Source organism: Streptomyces sp. I05A-00742, from assembly GCF_013055795.1.
Classification (GTDB): Bacteria; Actinomycetota; Actinomycetes; order Streptomycetales; family Streptomycetaceae; genus Streptomyces.
The window spans coordinates 16237-30068 of record NZ_JABETO010000019.1 but is presented as its reverse complement, the minus strand read 5'-3'; the positions used below and the strand labels follow the sequence as shown (position 1 = coordinate 30068).

The 13832-nt window shown below is 72.2% G+C and carries 11 protein-coding genes; 5 read left to right on the top strand and 6 right to left on the bottom strand.

What is annotated here, in order from left to right:
* Nucleotides 1-78 precede the first annotated feature (78 nt).
* From uvrC to HN013_RS19025, 3 genes are all read right to left on the bottom strand, one after another.
* The gene (uvrC, locus tag HN013_RS19035; RefSeq protein WP_171167746.1) at nt 79-2085 is read right to left on the bottom strand and encodes an excinuclease ABC subunit UvrC; all 2007 of its coding nucleotides are present in this window, start codon (nt 2083-2085) and stop codon (nt 79-81) included.
* Between the two features lie 136 nt (nt 2086-2221).
* Complete coding sequence (locus HN013_RS19030) at nt 2222-3082, bottom strand: hypothetical protein (protein ID WP_171167744.1); 861 nt, start codon at nt 3080-3082, stop codon at nt 2222-2224.
* A gap of 4 nt (nt 3083-3086) precedes the next feature.
* Nucleotides 3087-3722, bottom strand: a complete 636-nt coding sequence (locus HN013_RS19025; RefSeq protein ID WP_171167742.1) for a papain-like cysteine protease family protein — start codon at nt 3720-3722, stop codon at nt 3087-3089.
* Between the two features lie 239 nt (nt 3723-3961).
* Here HN013_RS19025 and HN013_RS19020 point away from each other — a divergent pair, with 239 nt between their 5' ends.
* Nucleotides 3962-4900 (top strand): hypothetical protein, encoded by a 939-nt coding sequence (locus HN013_RS19020; RefSeq protein ID WP_171167741.1) that lies wholly within the window; start codon nt 3962-3964, stop codon nt 4898-4900.
* A gap of 14 nt (nt 4901-4914) precedes the next feature.
* Here the strand turns inward: HN013_RS19020 and HN013_RS19015 are convergent, their stop codons facing one another.
* Nucleotides 4915-5352, bottom strand: coding sequence for a Rieske (2Fe-2S) protein (locus HN013_RS19015; protein ID WP_171167739.1), 438 nt, complete (start codon nt 5350-5352; stop codon nt 4915-4917).
* 131 nt (nt 5353-5483) lie between these two features.
* Between HN013_RS19015 and HN013_RS19010 the strand changes: the two genes are divergently transcribed.
* Nucleotides 5484-6401 (top strand): carbohydrate kinase, encoded by a 918-nt coding sequence (locus HN013_RS19010; protein WP_171167737.1) that lies wholly within the window; start codon nt 5484-5486, stop codon nt 6399-6401.
* 110 nt (nt 6402-6511) lie between these two features.
* On the opposite strand, the gene uvrA is transcribed toward HN013_RS19010, so the two are convergent.
* The gene (gene uvrA / locus HN013_RS19005; RefSeq protein ID WP_171167735.1) at nt 6512-9523 is read right to left on the bottom strand and encodes an excinuclease ABC subunit UvrA; all 3012 of its coding nucleotides are present in this window, start codon (nt 9521-9523) and stop codon (nt 6512-6514) included.
* A gap of 251 nt (nt 9524-9774) precedes the next feature.
* Between uvrA and HN013_RS19000 the strand changes: the two genes are divergently transcribed.
* The 3 genes from HN013_RS19000 to HN013_RS18990 all read left to right on the top strand — a co-directional run bounded on the left by HN013_RS19000 (nt 9775) and on the right by HN013_RS18990 (nt 12808).
* Complete coding sequence (locus HN013_RS19000; RefSeq protein WP_171167734.1) at nt 9775-10461, top strand: maleylpyruvate isomerase family mycothiol-dependent enzyme; 687 nt, start codon at nt 9775-9777, stop codon at nt 10459-10461.
* 55 nt (nt 10462-10516) lie between these two features.
* A complete protein-coding gene (locus tag HN013_RS18995; protein WP_171167733.1) occupies nt 10517-11173 on the top strand; it encodes an MBL fold metallo-hydrolase in 657 nt (218 codons plus the stop codon).
* A gap of 189 nt (nt 11174-11362) precedes the next feature.
* Nucleotides 11363-12808, top strand: a complete 1446-nt coding sequence (locus tag HN013_RS18990; RefSeq protein WP_171167939.1) for an MFS transporter — start codon at nt 11363-11365, stop codon at nt 12806-12808.
* Here HN013_RS18990 and HN013_RS18985 read toward each other — a convergent pair.
* On the bottom strand, nt 12695-13681 hold the full coding sequence (locus HN013_RS18985) for a TerC family protein (protein ID WP_171167732.1): 987 nt from the start codon (nt 13679-13681) through the stop codon (nt 12695-12697). The two genes, HN013_RS18990 and HN013_RS18985, sit on opposite strands and share 114 nt — an antisense overlap.
* Nucleotides 13682-13832 lie beyond the last annotated feature (151 nt).

Sequence of the window (13832 nt, the reverse complement as noted above, 5' to 3'; positions counted from 1 at the left end):
TGATCCTCGCAGGGCCCGGAGGCGGGGCCGGGGTCACGCGCCCGCCGGCCGCGCCCGCGCTCCGCGCGGTCGCCTCCATCATCCCTCCGTCTCCTCCAGGATCTCGCCCGTCGCCGTGTTGACGGCGGGGGCGGACGGAGCGCTTTCGGCCAGTGTCGCGGCGACGGCGAGGGCGGTCTTCCGGCCGATGCCGGGGACCTCGCAGATCTGCTCCACGGTGGCCGACCGCAGCCGTTTGACCGAGCCGAAGTGCTTGAGCAGCGCCTGCTTGCGGCTCTCGCCCAGGCCGGCGACGGCGTCGAGCGGGGACGCCTTCATCGACTTGGCCCGCTTGCCGCGCTGATAGGTGATGGCGAACCGGTGCGCCTCGTCGCGGACGCGCTGGAGCAGGTACAGGCCCTCGCTGGTGCGGGGCAGCACGACCGGGTCCTCGTCGTCCGGCAGCCAGACCTCCTCCAGGCGCTTGGCGAGCCCGCAGACGGCGACGTCGGCGATGCCGAGCTCGTCCAGGGCCCGGCGGGCGGCCTGGACCTGGGGCCGGCCGCCGTCGACCACGACCAGCTGCGGCGGGTAGGCGAAGCGCTTGGGGCGGCCGTTGTCGTCGCGGGGGCCCGCGGTGTCGTCCATGGCTTCCGCCGCGTCCGCCGCCTCCGCTGGCTCTTCTACGGCCCACTCCCCCGTCTTCTGGCTCTCCCGGATGTAGCGCCGGAAGCGGCGGGAGACGACCTCGTGCATCGAGCGGACGTCGTCCTGCCCCTCGAAGCTCTTGATCTGGAAGCGGCGATACTCGCTCTTGCGCGCCAGCCCGTCCTCGAAGACCACCATGGACGCCACCACGTCCTGCCCCTGGAGGTGGGAGATGTCGAAGCACTCGACGCGCAGCGGCGCCGAGTCCAGCCCCAGGGCCTCGGCGATCTCCTCCAGGGCCCGGGAGCGGGTGGTCAGGTCGGAGGCGCGCTTGGTCTTGTGCAGGGCCAGCGCCTGCTGGGCGTTGCGCTGGACCGTCGCCATCAGGTCCTTCTTGTCGCCGCGCTGCGGGATGCGCAGGTCGACCCGGGAGCCGCGACGGGCGGCGAGCCACTCGGACACCGGCTCGACGGGGTCCGGCAGGGCGGGGACGAGGACCTCCTTGGGGACCGCGTCGCCCTGTTCCTCGCCGTAGAGCTGCTGGAGGGCGTGCTCGACCAGGCCCGCGGTGTCCACCGCCTCGACCTTGTCGGTCACCCAGCCGCGCTGGCCGCGCACCCGGCCGCCGCGGACGTGGAAGATCTGCACGGCCGCCTCCAGCTCGTCCTCGGCGACCGCGATCAGATCGGCGTCGGTGGCGTCGGCGAGGACCACGGCGTTCTTCTCCATGGCACGCCGGAGCGCCTCTATGTCGTCACGGAGCCGGGCGGCCCGCTCGTACTCCATCTCCTCGGCCGCCTCCTGCATCCGCTTCTCCAGACGGCGGATGTAGGCACCGGTGCGGCCGGCCATGAAGTCGCAGAACTCCTCGGCCAGTTCGCGGTGCTCCTCGGGGGTGACGCGGCCGACGCAGGGCGCGGAGCACTTGCCGATGTAGCCGAGCAGACAGGGGCGGCCGATCTGGGCGGAGCGCTTGAACACCCCGGCGGAGCAGGTGCGGACGGGAAAGACACGGAGCATCAGGTCGACGGTCTCGCGGATCGCCCAGGCGTGCCCGTAGGGCCCGAAGTAGCGCACGCCCTTCTTCTTCGCGCCGCGCATGACCTGGACGCGCGGGAACTCCTCGTTCAGGGTGACCGCGAGGTAGGGATAGCTCTTGTCGTCGCGGTACTTCACGTTGAAGCGCGGGTCGTACTCCTTGATCCAGGTGTACTCCAGCTGCAGCGCCTCGACCTCGGTGCCGACCACGGTCCACTCCACGGAGGCGGCCGTGGTGACCATGGTGCGGGTGCGCGGGTGCAGGCCAGCGAGGTCCTGGAAGTACGAGGAGAGCCGCTGGCGCAGGCTCTTCGCCTTCCCGACGTAGATCACCCGCCCGTGCTCGTCACGGAACCGGTACACCCCGGGCGAGTCGGGGATCTGTCCCGGCTTGGGTCGGTAGCTGCTGGGGTCGGCCATGTCACACACCCTACTTGCGGGCACTGACAGGACCATTGTCGCAGCGTCGGGGGGCCACCGGCTCCGGCCCCGGCGCGTGGAGGGCGCCGGGGCCGGAGCGTGCGGGGCGGTGCCGGGTGGGGGGTGCCGGCGTCGGTCAGCGACGCCGGAGCCTGCGCACCGCCACGATGGTGAGGCCGAGGGCCACGGCGGCACCTCCGGCCGAGGCGGCCACCGTCGTGGCCGGGGAGGAGCCGGAGCCGTCCGGCTCCGAGGCCCGGGGAGCGGGGGCCGCGGCGTCGGTCACGTCCTGTGCCGCGGAGTAGCCGCCCGCCAGGCCCTTCTTCGCGTACGCGGAGCCCGGCAGCTTGTCGCCGTACGCCTTCCCGACCCGGTCGCGGTAGGCGTCCAGCGTGGTGCCGCGGGCGCCGACGGCCCGGACGGCCTCGGTGTTGAGGGGCAGGACCCAGTTGTCGCGCTGGACGAACCAGCCGTTGACCTGCGGTTCGCGGAACACGGTGCCGCCGCTGAGCTTCTTGGCGCCCTCGGCCGCGTAGCGGGTCTCGTCGTCGCCGGTGGCGATGTTGACGACCTTCCACGCGGTGCCGCCGCCGGCCATCCACACGGACGCCTTCTGGCCGTCGGCCGAGACGGCCTTGCTGGCCAGGTAGTCGAGGCCCGCGACGGGCGCGTTCCGTTTGCCGGCCACGAAGTCGGGCGAGAGGGAGTAGACGGGCACGGTCGCGCCCTCGATCCGCGGCTTCGCGTCCGCCTTGGCGATCGCGCCGTCGCGGGCGAAGAACCGGGACAGGGTGTCCAGCGTCCCGGGCGCCGCGGCCGCGTCATGGGCCGCCGCCAGTCCGGCCGCGGGAGGCGGCGCGGGAGCCGCGGCCCCGGAGGACGACGCGGCGTGGGCAAGCGGGGTGAGGGCGAGCAGGCCCGTGGCCAGGGCCGCGGCGGCGGCCGCGCGGGTGTACCTCCGGCCGGTACCGGTGCGGTGGGGAGTGCGCTCGGTCATGACGTCACCCGCCGATCCGGTAGAGCGAATGCGTCCAGGAGAACCGGTTGTTGTCGACGTACCAGCCGTGCTGCGCCCAGTTGTAGCGGTTGCTGGTCTGCCAGGGATCGCCCCAATAGACCATGTCGTTGGCGGTGTCGTAGCCGTAGATGACGTGCATGTGGCCGCCGCCCGACTTCCAGCCGATGCGGGTCTCGATCGGCCGTCCCGCGTTGATCTCGCTCTGCACGGTGGTGTAGCGCAGCCAGCCGTCCACGTAGGAGCCGCGGTTGATGCCGGCCCAGGAGAGGGCGTTCTGCACATTGCCCAGCGTGGCCTGGTTGTTGGGGCAGGTGGTGCCCTGCTGCCGGTTGAAGGCGGCGTTGCAGAACTGGTTCTGGCTGTACTTGCGGCCGAACCAGGTGGCGATGGTGTTGCCGGAGGCGGCCCAGCACCAGTTGGTCTTCTCCTGGGCCTGCATGGTGATGCCGAGCCGGTTGGCGCCGCGTACGTCCTGGCCGGTGGGGGCGGCGGTGGCCGTGGCGGCGGGGAAGGCGATCAGTGCGGTGGCCGCGAGGGCGGCGACGGAGAGCCGTCTCGCGCGGGGGCGGGGGGTGCGGGATATGGGGGGTCTGTGGTGCTGTGCCGAGGCACGGGACATGGGCGTTCCTCCCGTGATGGTGGTGGGGTGGTTCGGTGGAGGAGCGCGTCCGGACGCTGGTGAGGAGCATCGGATGTTGTCCGGTTCCGGTCAACCGGCTTGAATGCCGGGGGGAACACCGGAGTGAACGGATCGCGACGGGTGTGAACGCCTCCTGCCCCGCCAGGAGGAATTCGGCCCTTCTCACGGCCGTGGCCCCGGTCACCCCGAGTGAATATTCACAGGAGGCAGCGAGCGGCATGGTACGTACCAGCTCCGTGGCGGCCGAGGCCGCGCTGGCCCGGGCGCTGCGCACCGGGCCCTTCCACCTGGCGCTGCGCACCGCGCTGGCGGCGCGCGGCCTGGCGCTCCACCGGGTGCAGCGCAGGCTCGCCCAACGGGGCGTCACCGTGGGTGTGACGAGCCTCAGTTACTGGCAACAGGGTGCCCGGCGGCCGCGGCGGCCCGAGTCGCTGCGGGCGGTGCGACTGCTGGAGGAGATCCTCGACCTGCCCGCGCAGTCCCTGACCCGGCTGCTCGAACCGGCGGCAGGACCGGGAGCCGAACGGCCCGCCGCCCGCTCGTTACGCTCCCTCATGGACGAGGCCCGGGCCGTCGAACGGCTCCTCGCCGAGCTGGAGTCACCGGCCGACGGCGGCCTCCACACGGTCTGCCACCTGGAGCACGTCCGCATAGGAGCGGGGCGCGAGCTGCGCGGCCGCGACTCCCACCACGTCGTCCGGGCCCACCGGGACGGCGTGGACCGCTATGTCGCCATCCACTACGGGGACGCGGGCTGCGACCCGGCCCGGATCGCCGTGCGGGCCACCGAGAACTGCCGGGTGGGGCGCGTCCGGTGGCACTCCGGGGCGGGGGTCCTGGTCGCGGAGCTGCTGTTCGACACCCGGCTACGGGTGGGCGAAACGTATCTTCTGGGCTACGCGTTCGACGACGGGACGGGCGGCCCGAGCAGCGAGTACGTCCGCGGGTTCAGCTTCGCGGGCGGACAGTACGTCCTCCAGGTGCGCTTCGACGCCGCCGCGCTGCCCGTGCGCTGCCGCCGTTTCGCCCAGACCTCCGCGAGCGCGCCGCGCAGCGGTCAGGAGGAGCTGACCCTGACCGGGCGGCACCCGGGGGTGCATCTGGTGGAACAGGCGGTACGGCCGGGGATCGTGGGGATCGGGTGGGACTGGGCCTGACCTTCCTGTGGGGCTCAGCTCTTCGGGCCCGCCACCAGGCGGTCGCCGGTCACCCGCACCGGTACGTCGGGCAGCGGGACGGTGGCCGGTCCGTGGAGCACCTTGCCGGTGTTCGCGTCGAACCTGCTGCCGTGGCAATTGCAGATCGCCGTACCGTCCTCGATCTTGGAGACGACGCAGCCGGCGTGGGTGCACACGGCGCTGAACGCCTTGTACTCCCCCTTCTTCGGCTGGGCGACCATCAGCCGCTCCTCGCGGTAGAGCCGCGCCCCGCCGAGGGGGACCTCGCTCGCCGCGCCGAGCTCCACGGGGGCGGTGGGCGTCGGGGACGCCTCGCCGCCCGGCTCTCCGCCGCAGGCGGTGACACCCAGCCCCGCCGCGCCCGCCAGCGCGGCCCCGCGCAGCACGGTACGACGGGAAGTGCAGCAAGGTGCGGGCTGCTGGCTGGTCATGGAGGCTCCCACGGATACGACGGCGGCTGGGCCGCCCGAGCTGCTGCGACGGACGGTTCCCGACGATACCGGCCCCGGCCGCGTGTCCCTCCCGTGGCAGGGTGGGCCTCCGCAGCGGAAAGGAACTTCTCGTGATCGTCGTGGCCGGAGAAGCCCTGATCGACCTCGTGCCGGACCCCGCGGACGGGGCCGCGTCCCTGCCCGCGCTGCTGCCCCGCCGGGGCGGCGGCCCGTACAACACCGCGGTGGCGCTCGGGCGGCTGGGCGCCCCCACCGCCTTCTGCTCGCGGGTGTCGACGGACGGCTTCGGCGAGGCACTGCTGGCGGGGCTGCGCTCGGCGGGCGTGGACGTCTCGCTCGTCCGGCGGGGACCGGAGCCGACGACCCTGGCGGTCGCGGCCATCGGCAGCGACGGCTCGGCGGGCTACGGCTTCTACGCCCAGGGCACGGCCGACCGGCTGTTCACGGCCCCCGCCCGGCTGCCGGACACCACCGCGGCCCTGTGCCTGGGCACCTGCTCGCTGGTGCTGGAGCCGGGGGCGAGCGCGTACGAGGAACTGCTGCGGCGGGAGGCGGAGCGGGGCGTCCTCACCCTGCTCGACCCCAACGTCCGGGCCGGGATCATCCCCGACGCCGCCGCGTACCGGGCGCGCTTCCGGTCCTGGCTGCCGCGGGTGACGCTGCTGAAGCTGTCGCAGGAGGACGCGGACTGGCTGGGCGGTGGTCCCGAGGACTTCCTGGCGGAGGGGCCGTCCGCGGTCGTGCTGACGCGCGGTGCGGAAGGGATGTCGGTGTACACCCGTGACGGCGGGAGGCACACGGTGCCCGCGGTGCGGACGGAGGTCGTGGACACCATAGGCGCCGGCGACACGGTGAACGCGGCCCTGCTGCACGCCTTGTGGTCGGCCGGGGCGCTGTCGCGGGAGGCCCTGGCCGGGCTGGGCGCGCTGAAGTGGCGCGCCACGCTGGCCTTCGCGGCCCGCGCCGCGGCGGCGACCTGCTCCCGGGCGGGGGCGGAGCCGCCGTTCGCGGCGGAACTGGCGGACTGACGGGCGGGCCGACGGGCCGACGGGCCGACGGGCGAGGCTACCGGCCGGCCGGGGACGCGTCCGGTCCCGGACCTCTGCGGATCCGGGACCGGAGCACGTACCGGGGTGTCTCAGCCCCTGCGCGAGGCCGCCGTCTTCTTCGCGGCCGTCTTCTTGGCGACGGCCTTCTTCGCCGTGACCTTCTTCGCGGGGGCCGCCTTGACCGCGGCCTTCTTCGCGGGGGCCCGCTTGGCGCCTGTCCCGCGCTTCGGGGCGGGGTCCGCCGGGTCGTCGTCCGTGACCCGGCCGCCGAGCATCTCGCGGAGGAACCGACCGGTGTGGCTGTCCGGAACGGCCGCGATCTCCTCGGGGGTGCCCTCGGCGATGACCGTGCCGCCGTTCTTGCCGCCCTCGGGGCCCATGTCCACGACCCAGTCGGCCGTCTTGATCACATCAAGGTTGTGCTCGATGACGATCACACTGTTGCCCTTGTCGACCAGGCCCGACAGCACCGAGATCAGTTTGTTGATGTCCTCGAAGTGCAGACCGGTCGTGGGCTCGTCGAGCACGTACACCGTCCGCCCGGTCGAGCGCTTCTGGAGCTCGCTCGCGAGCTTCACGCGCTGCGCCTCGCCGCCGGACAGGGTCGGCGCGGGCTGCCCCAGGCGGACGTAACCGAGACCGACCTCGTGGAGGGTGCGCAGGTGGCGCGCGATCGTCGGGACGGCCTCGAAGAAGCCGAGCGCCTCCTCGATGGGCATGTCCAGCACCTCGGCGATGGACTTGCCCTTGTAGTGCACCTCCAGGGTCTCCCGGTTGTACCGCGCACCGTGGCAGACCTCGCACGGCACGTACACGTCCGGCAGGAAGTTCATCTCGATCTTGATGGTGCCGTCGCCGGAGCAGTTCTCGCAGCGGCCGCCCTTGACGTTGAAGGAGAAGCGGCCGGGCAGGTAGCCGCGGACCTTCGCCTCCATCGTCTCCGCGAAGAGCTTGCGGATGTTGTCGAAGACACCGGTGTACGTGGCCGGGTTGGAGCGCGGCGTCCGGCCGATCGGCGACTGGTCGACGTGCACGACCTTGTCGACCAGGTCGTCGCCGTCCACGCGGGTGTGCCGGCCAGGAACGGTGCGGGCGCCGTGCAGCTCGCGGGCCAGGTGCGTGTAGAGGATGTCGTTGACCAGCGTCGACTTGCCGGATCCCGAGACACCGGTGACCGCCGTGAGCACCCCGAGGGGGAACGCCACGTCGATGTCCCGCAGGTTGTTCTCCCGGGCGCCGCGCACGGTCAGCACGCGCTTCCGGTCGACCGGACGCCGGACGTCCGGCGTGGCGATGGCCCGGCGGCCGGAGAGGTACTGCCCCGTCATCGACGCCTCGGTGGCCAGGAGTTCGGCCAGGGGCCCGCTGTGCACGACCTTGCCGCCGTGCTCGCCGGCGCCCGGGCCGATGTCGACGACCCAGTCGGCGACCTTGATGGTGTCCTCGTCGTGCTCGACGACGATCAGGGTGTTGCCCATGTCCCGCAGGCGCACCAGCGTCTCGATGAGCCGGTGGTTGTCCCGCTGGTGCAGGCCGATGGACGGTTCGTCCAGCACGTACAGCACGCCGACCAGGCCGGAGCCGATCTGCGTGGCGAGCCGGATGCGCTGCGCCTCGCCGCCGGAGAGGGTGCCCGCGGCGCGGCTGAGCGAGAGGTAGTCCAGGCCGACGTCGACGAGGAAGCGCAGCCGCTCGTTGACCTCCTTGAGGACGCGCTCGGCGATCTTCTTCTCGCGCCCGGTGAGCGTCATGTCCCGCAGGAAGTCGGCGCACTCGCTGATCGACATCGAGGAGACGTCCGCGATCGAGCGGCCCTGCACGGTGACGGCCAGCACGATCGGCTTGAGGCGGGTGCCCTCGCAGGTGGGGCACGGCACCTCGCGCATATAGCCCTCGAAGCGCTCGCGGCTGGAGTCGCTCTCCGCCTCCGAGTGCCGCCGCTTCACGAACGGCACGACGCCCTCGAACGAGGTGGTGTACGCGCGCTCGCGGCCGTACCGGTTGCGGTAGCGGACCTCGACCTGGGTCCGGTGCCCGTGCAGCAGGGCCTTCCTGGCACGCTGCGGCAGGCCCGCCCAGGGGATGTCCGTGCGGAAGCCGAGTTCGTCGGCGAGGGCGGAGACCAGGCGCTGGAAGTAGTCCTTGCTCTGCCCGTGCGACCAGGGGCTGATCGCCCCCTCGTCCAGGCTCTTCTCCTCGTCCGGAACGATCAGTTCCGGGTCGACCTCCATACGGGTGCCGATGCCGGTGCAGTCCGGGCAGGCGCCGAAGGGCGAGTTGAACGAGAAGGAGCGCGGCTCCATCTCCTCGAAGGAGAGGTCGTCGTAGGGGCAGTAGAGGTGCTCGGAGTACATCCGCTCACGCTCGGGGTCGTCCTCGGGGAGGTCGACGAAGTCGAGGATGACCATGCCGCCGGAGAGGCCGAGCGCGGTCTCGACCGAGTCGGTCAGCCGGCGCTTGGCGCTGCCCTTGACGGTGAGGCGGTCCACGACCACCTCGATGGTGTGCTTCTCCTGCTTCTTCAGCTTGGGCGGTTCCGAGAGCTGGATCGTCGCGCCGTCCACCCGGGCTCGGCTGTAGCCCTTGGTCTGGAGGTCGGAGAAGAGGTCGACGAACTCGCCCTTGCGCTCCCGCACCAGCGGTGACAGCACCTGGAAGCGGCTGCCCTCCGGCAGCTCCAGCACCTTGTCGACGATGGCCTGGGGCGACTGCCGGGAGATCGGCCGCCGGCACTCGGGGCAGTGCGGCTTGCCGATCCGGGCGAACAGCAGGCGGAGGTAGTCATAGACCTCGGTGATCGTGCCGACCGTCGAGCGCGGGTTGCGCGAGGTCGACTTCTGGTCGATGGACACGGCCGGGGACAGGCCCTCGATGAAGTCCACGTCGGGCTTGTCCATCTGGCCCAGGAACTGCCGTGCGTAGGAGGAGAGCGACTCGACGTAGCGGCGCTGCCCCTCGGCGAAGATCGTGTCGAACGCGAGGGACGACTTGCCCGACCCGGAGAGCCCCGTGAAGACGATGAGCGAGTCACGGGGGAGGTCGAGCGAGACGTTCTTGAGGTTGTGCTCGCGCGCGCCACGGACGATGAGACGGTCAGCCACGCCGGTCAGCACCTTTCTTGAGAAGACGAAGGGGGGTGCGCCGGCCCCGCCGCCGCGCGACGCCGCCCGAGTGGCGGCCCGTCGCGGGAGCAGGGGTCAGTGCGGAGCGATGCTCCCGACCCGGCCAGGGTACGAGAGCGCTGCGGCCATCTCTCCAGGATGCCGCATCCCGAGCGTATAGCACGCACATTCGATTTACGGCCGGAGTCCGTCTCCTTCACCCGAACGAGTGGCGGCGCTATCGTCGGCCCATGGTTGATCACGAGCACGATCTCGCCCTGGTCGACGAGGCCACGGAACGGCTGCTGGGCGTGGTGGAGAAGCTGCCGGAATCCGCCCTCCCCGAGGCGTCCCGGCTCCCGGGCTGGACCCGCGGCCACGTCCTGGCCCACCTCGCGCGGAACGCCGACGCCCTGGTCAACGTGCTCACCGGGCGGCCCATGTACGCCGGCGCCGAGGTACGGGACGCCGACATCGAACGGGACGCCCCGCGCCCCCTCGCCGTCCATCTGGCGGACCTGCTCGACAGCTCCCGGCGCTTCCTGGACACGGCCGCCGCCCCCGCCGACCTCTCCCGGACGGTCACCCTGCGCAACGGCGTCACGGACCGTGCCTCCCGGGTGCCCTTCCGGCGGCTCATCGAGATCGAGCTGCACCACGTCGACCTCGGTGTCGGCTACGAGCTGGAGGACCTCCCGGCGGAGTTCACCGACCGGGAGATCGACTTCCTGGCCCGGCGGTTCTCCGGCCACCCCGAGGTACCGTCCCTGCTCGTCACCGCGGAGGACGGGCGCGAGTGGCGAACCGGGAGCACGGACGGACGGCCGGTCCGCGTCACCGGCCCGGCGCCCGCGCTGCTGGGCTGGCTCGCCGGCCGGCGCGACGGCTCGACCCTGGGGACCGGCGGGGCGCTCGTCCCGGCCATGCCCCCGCTGTGAGCGCCGGGGAGCGGCCGCCGGGCCCGTTGTCGTACCGAGGAACTAGGCTGATCCCATGGCATACACCGGAACGGTGAAGGTCGGCGGGGCAGCCGACGTACACGAGCTGACCGACCTGATGATCTCCAAGGTCGCGGTCGGGCCGATGGACAACAACGCCTATCTGCTGCGCTGCCGCGCGACCGACGAGCAGCTGCTGATCGACGCCGCCGCCGAGCCGCACACCCTGCTGGGTCTGATCGGTGACAGCGGGATCGCCACCGTGGTCACCACCCACCGGCACGCCGACCACTGGGGCGCGCTGCGCGAGGTGGTCGACGCCACCGGCGCCCGCACCTGCGCGGGCCGGTACGACGCCGAGGGCATCCCGGTGCCCACGGACGTGCCCGTCGAGGACGGCGACACCCTCCGCGTGGGCCGGGTGGCCCTCACCGCCGTCCATCTGGTGGGCCACACCCCGGGCAGCATCGCGCTCGTCTACGACGACCCGCACGGCCACCCGCACCTGTTCACGGGCGACTGCCTCTTCCCCGGCGGCGTCGGGAACACCCACAACGACCCGAAGGCGTTCGCCAGTCTGCTCGGCGACGTCGAGACCAAGCTCTTCGGGCGGCTCCCGGACGAGACCTGGGTCTACCCCGGGCACGGCGCGGACACCACCCTCGGCGCGGAGCGTCCCCACCTCGCGGAGTGGCGCGAGCGCGGCTGGTAAGCCGGGCCGGGCGGGCGCTCCTCCGGCTTTCCGCCGGGGGCGCACGCCCGTGACACGGGATGCGGAGGCAGACGTTCCTCCGCGCCCCCGGGAACGCCTCCGTGCGCCCCGTGTCCCGTGCGCGCACGGGAAGTTGGACGGTACATGCACCGTGACGGCTCCCCCACCGCTTCCCCGGCCCCTCCGGGCATGGTCCGCCTGGCGGCCGCCTCCCTCGCCGGGACGGCCATCGAGTTCTACGACTTCTTCGCCTACGGCACCGCGGCGGCGCTGGTCCTCGGGCCGCTCTTCTTCCCCACCGTCTCACCGCTCCTGGGCACCCTGGCGGCCTTCGGCACCTTCGGTGTGGGCTTCATCGCCCGTCCCCTGGGCTCCGTGCTCTTCGGGCACATCGGCGACCGGCACGGCAGGCGCCCGGTCCTCGTCGTCTCCCTGCTGCTGACGGGCCTCGCCACCGTGGCCGTCGGCCTGGTGCCCCCGTACTCCGCGATCGGCGTCACCGCGCCGCTGCTCCTGCTCGTCCTGCGCTTTCTCCAGGGGCTCGGGCTCGGCGGCGAGTGGGGCGGCGCCGTCCTGCTCACCGCCGAACACGCCCCCGCGCACCGCCGCGCGCTGTGGGCGAGCTTCCCCCAACTCGGCCCGCCGCTGGGCTTCGTGCTCGCCAACGGCATCACCCTCGGGCTCTCCGCCTGCCTCACCGACGCGCAGTTCCGCTCCTGGGGCTGGCGGGTGCCGTTCTGGGTGGCGGGCGTCCTGGCCGTCGTCGGCCTGCTGCTGCGCACGCAGATCAGCGAGAGCCCCGAGTTCCGCGGACTGGCCGGCGGGGAACGGGCCCGGCTGCCCTTCGCCGAGGTGGCGCGCGACCACTGGCGGCTCGTCCTGCTCACGGCGGGCGGCCTCGCCATCGGGTACGCGGTCTACTACGCGATCACCACCTGGGCGCTGGCCTACGGCACCGAACGGCTCGGCATCGACCGCACCGTGATGCTCGGCTGCATCATGATCGCGGTCGTCGCCTCCGCGGTCGCCACCCCGCCGCTCGCCCTGCTCGGCGACCGCGTCGGGCGGCGGCCCCTGTGCCTGGCCGGCTGCGTGGCCGTCGCCCTGTGGATGTTCCCGATGGTCGCCCTGCTGCGCACCGGGAACCCGCTGCTGATGACGGTGGGGTTCGTCGTCGCGATGCTGGCGTTCATCGTCACGTTCGCCGTGGTCGGCGCGTATCTGCCGGAACTGTACGAGCCCCGGGTCCGCTGCACGGGCGCCACCGTCGGCTACAACCTGGCGGGTGTCCTGGGCGGCGCCGTCACCCCGCTGGTCGCCACCGCGCTGACCCGCGGCGGGCGGCCGCCGTGGGGGGTCGCCGTCTTCCTCGTCGCCGTCGCGCTGCTCAGCCTCGCCTGCTTCGCGCTGCTGCCGGAGACCCGCCCGGTGCCCGCGGCCGCGCCGGCCGCGGACCCGTCGCCCGCGCCGGACGCCGGGCCTCCCGCCGGCCTCCCCGGCCCGCGGGAGGGTGCCGACGCCTCAGACGTCCGCGTCCTCCCGGCTCCGGTCCGCGGCGGCCCGCTCCAGCTTCCTGGAGGCCCGCAGGCTGGTGACCGTGGTGACGGCCAGCACCGCGCAGATGACGCCGAGTGAGACCGGGATGCTGATCTCGGGCACCGCCACCCCGCTCTCGTGCAGGGCGTGCAGCACCAGCTTGACGCCGATGAAGCCGAGGATCACCGAGAGGCCGTACGAGAGGTGGACCAGCTTCCGCAGCAGGCCGCCGATCAGGAAGTACAGCTGGCGCAGGCCCATGAGGGCGAAGGCGTTGGCCGTGAAGACGATGTACGCGTCCTGCGTGAGGCCGAAGATCGCCGGGATGGAGTCCAGCGCGAACAGCACGTCGGTCGTGCCGATCGCCAGCATGACGATCAGCATCGGCGTCATCAGGCGCCGGCCGCCCTCCACCACCACGAGCTTGGTGCCGTGGTACCGGTTCGTGGAGGGGAAGCGCCGTTCGACCGCCTTGAGGAAGCGGTTCTCCTCGAACTCTTCCTCCTCCTCGTCCGACCGCGCCTCCTGGATGAGCTTCCAGGCGGTCCAGATGAGGAAGGCGCCGAACAGATAGAAGACCCAGGAGAAGTTGGCGATGATCGCCGCGCCGGCGCCGATGAAGACGGCCCGCAGGACGAGGGCGATGAGCACGCCGACCATCAGCACCCGCTGCTGGTAGACGGGCGGCACCGCGAACTTGCCCATGATCAGCACAAAGACGAAGAGGTTGTCGACGCTCAGCGACTTCTCGGTGATGTAACCGGCGAAGAACTCCCCCGCCGGCTGCCCGCCGCCCAGGAACAGCAGCCCCACACCGAAGAGAGCTGCCAGTACGACCCACACCACGGTCCAGGTACCGGCCTCCTTGAGGGAGACCTCGTGCGGTTTGCGGCCGCCGATGAAGAAGTCCGCTGTGATCAGGGCGCACAGACCGAGCACGGTCAGCAGCCACATCGTGAGGGAAACGTCCACGGGTCCTCCGGCACCTCGTACGGCAACTTCCAGCGTCCTCGCTGCCGGAGGGCCCTACCACTCGACCGTGAGCAGCAGGGCGCCTCCGCCTCACAAACGGTACAGGAAGCACCAAGAACGAGTAAAGGAAAGACCAAGTTGCCTGGTCAGA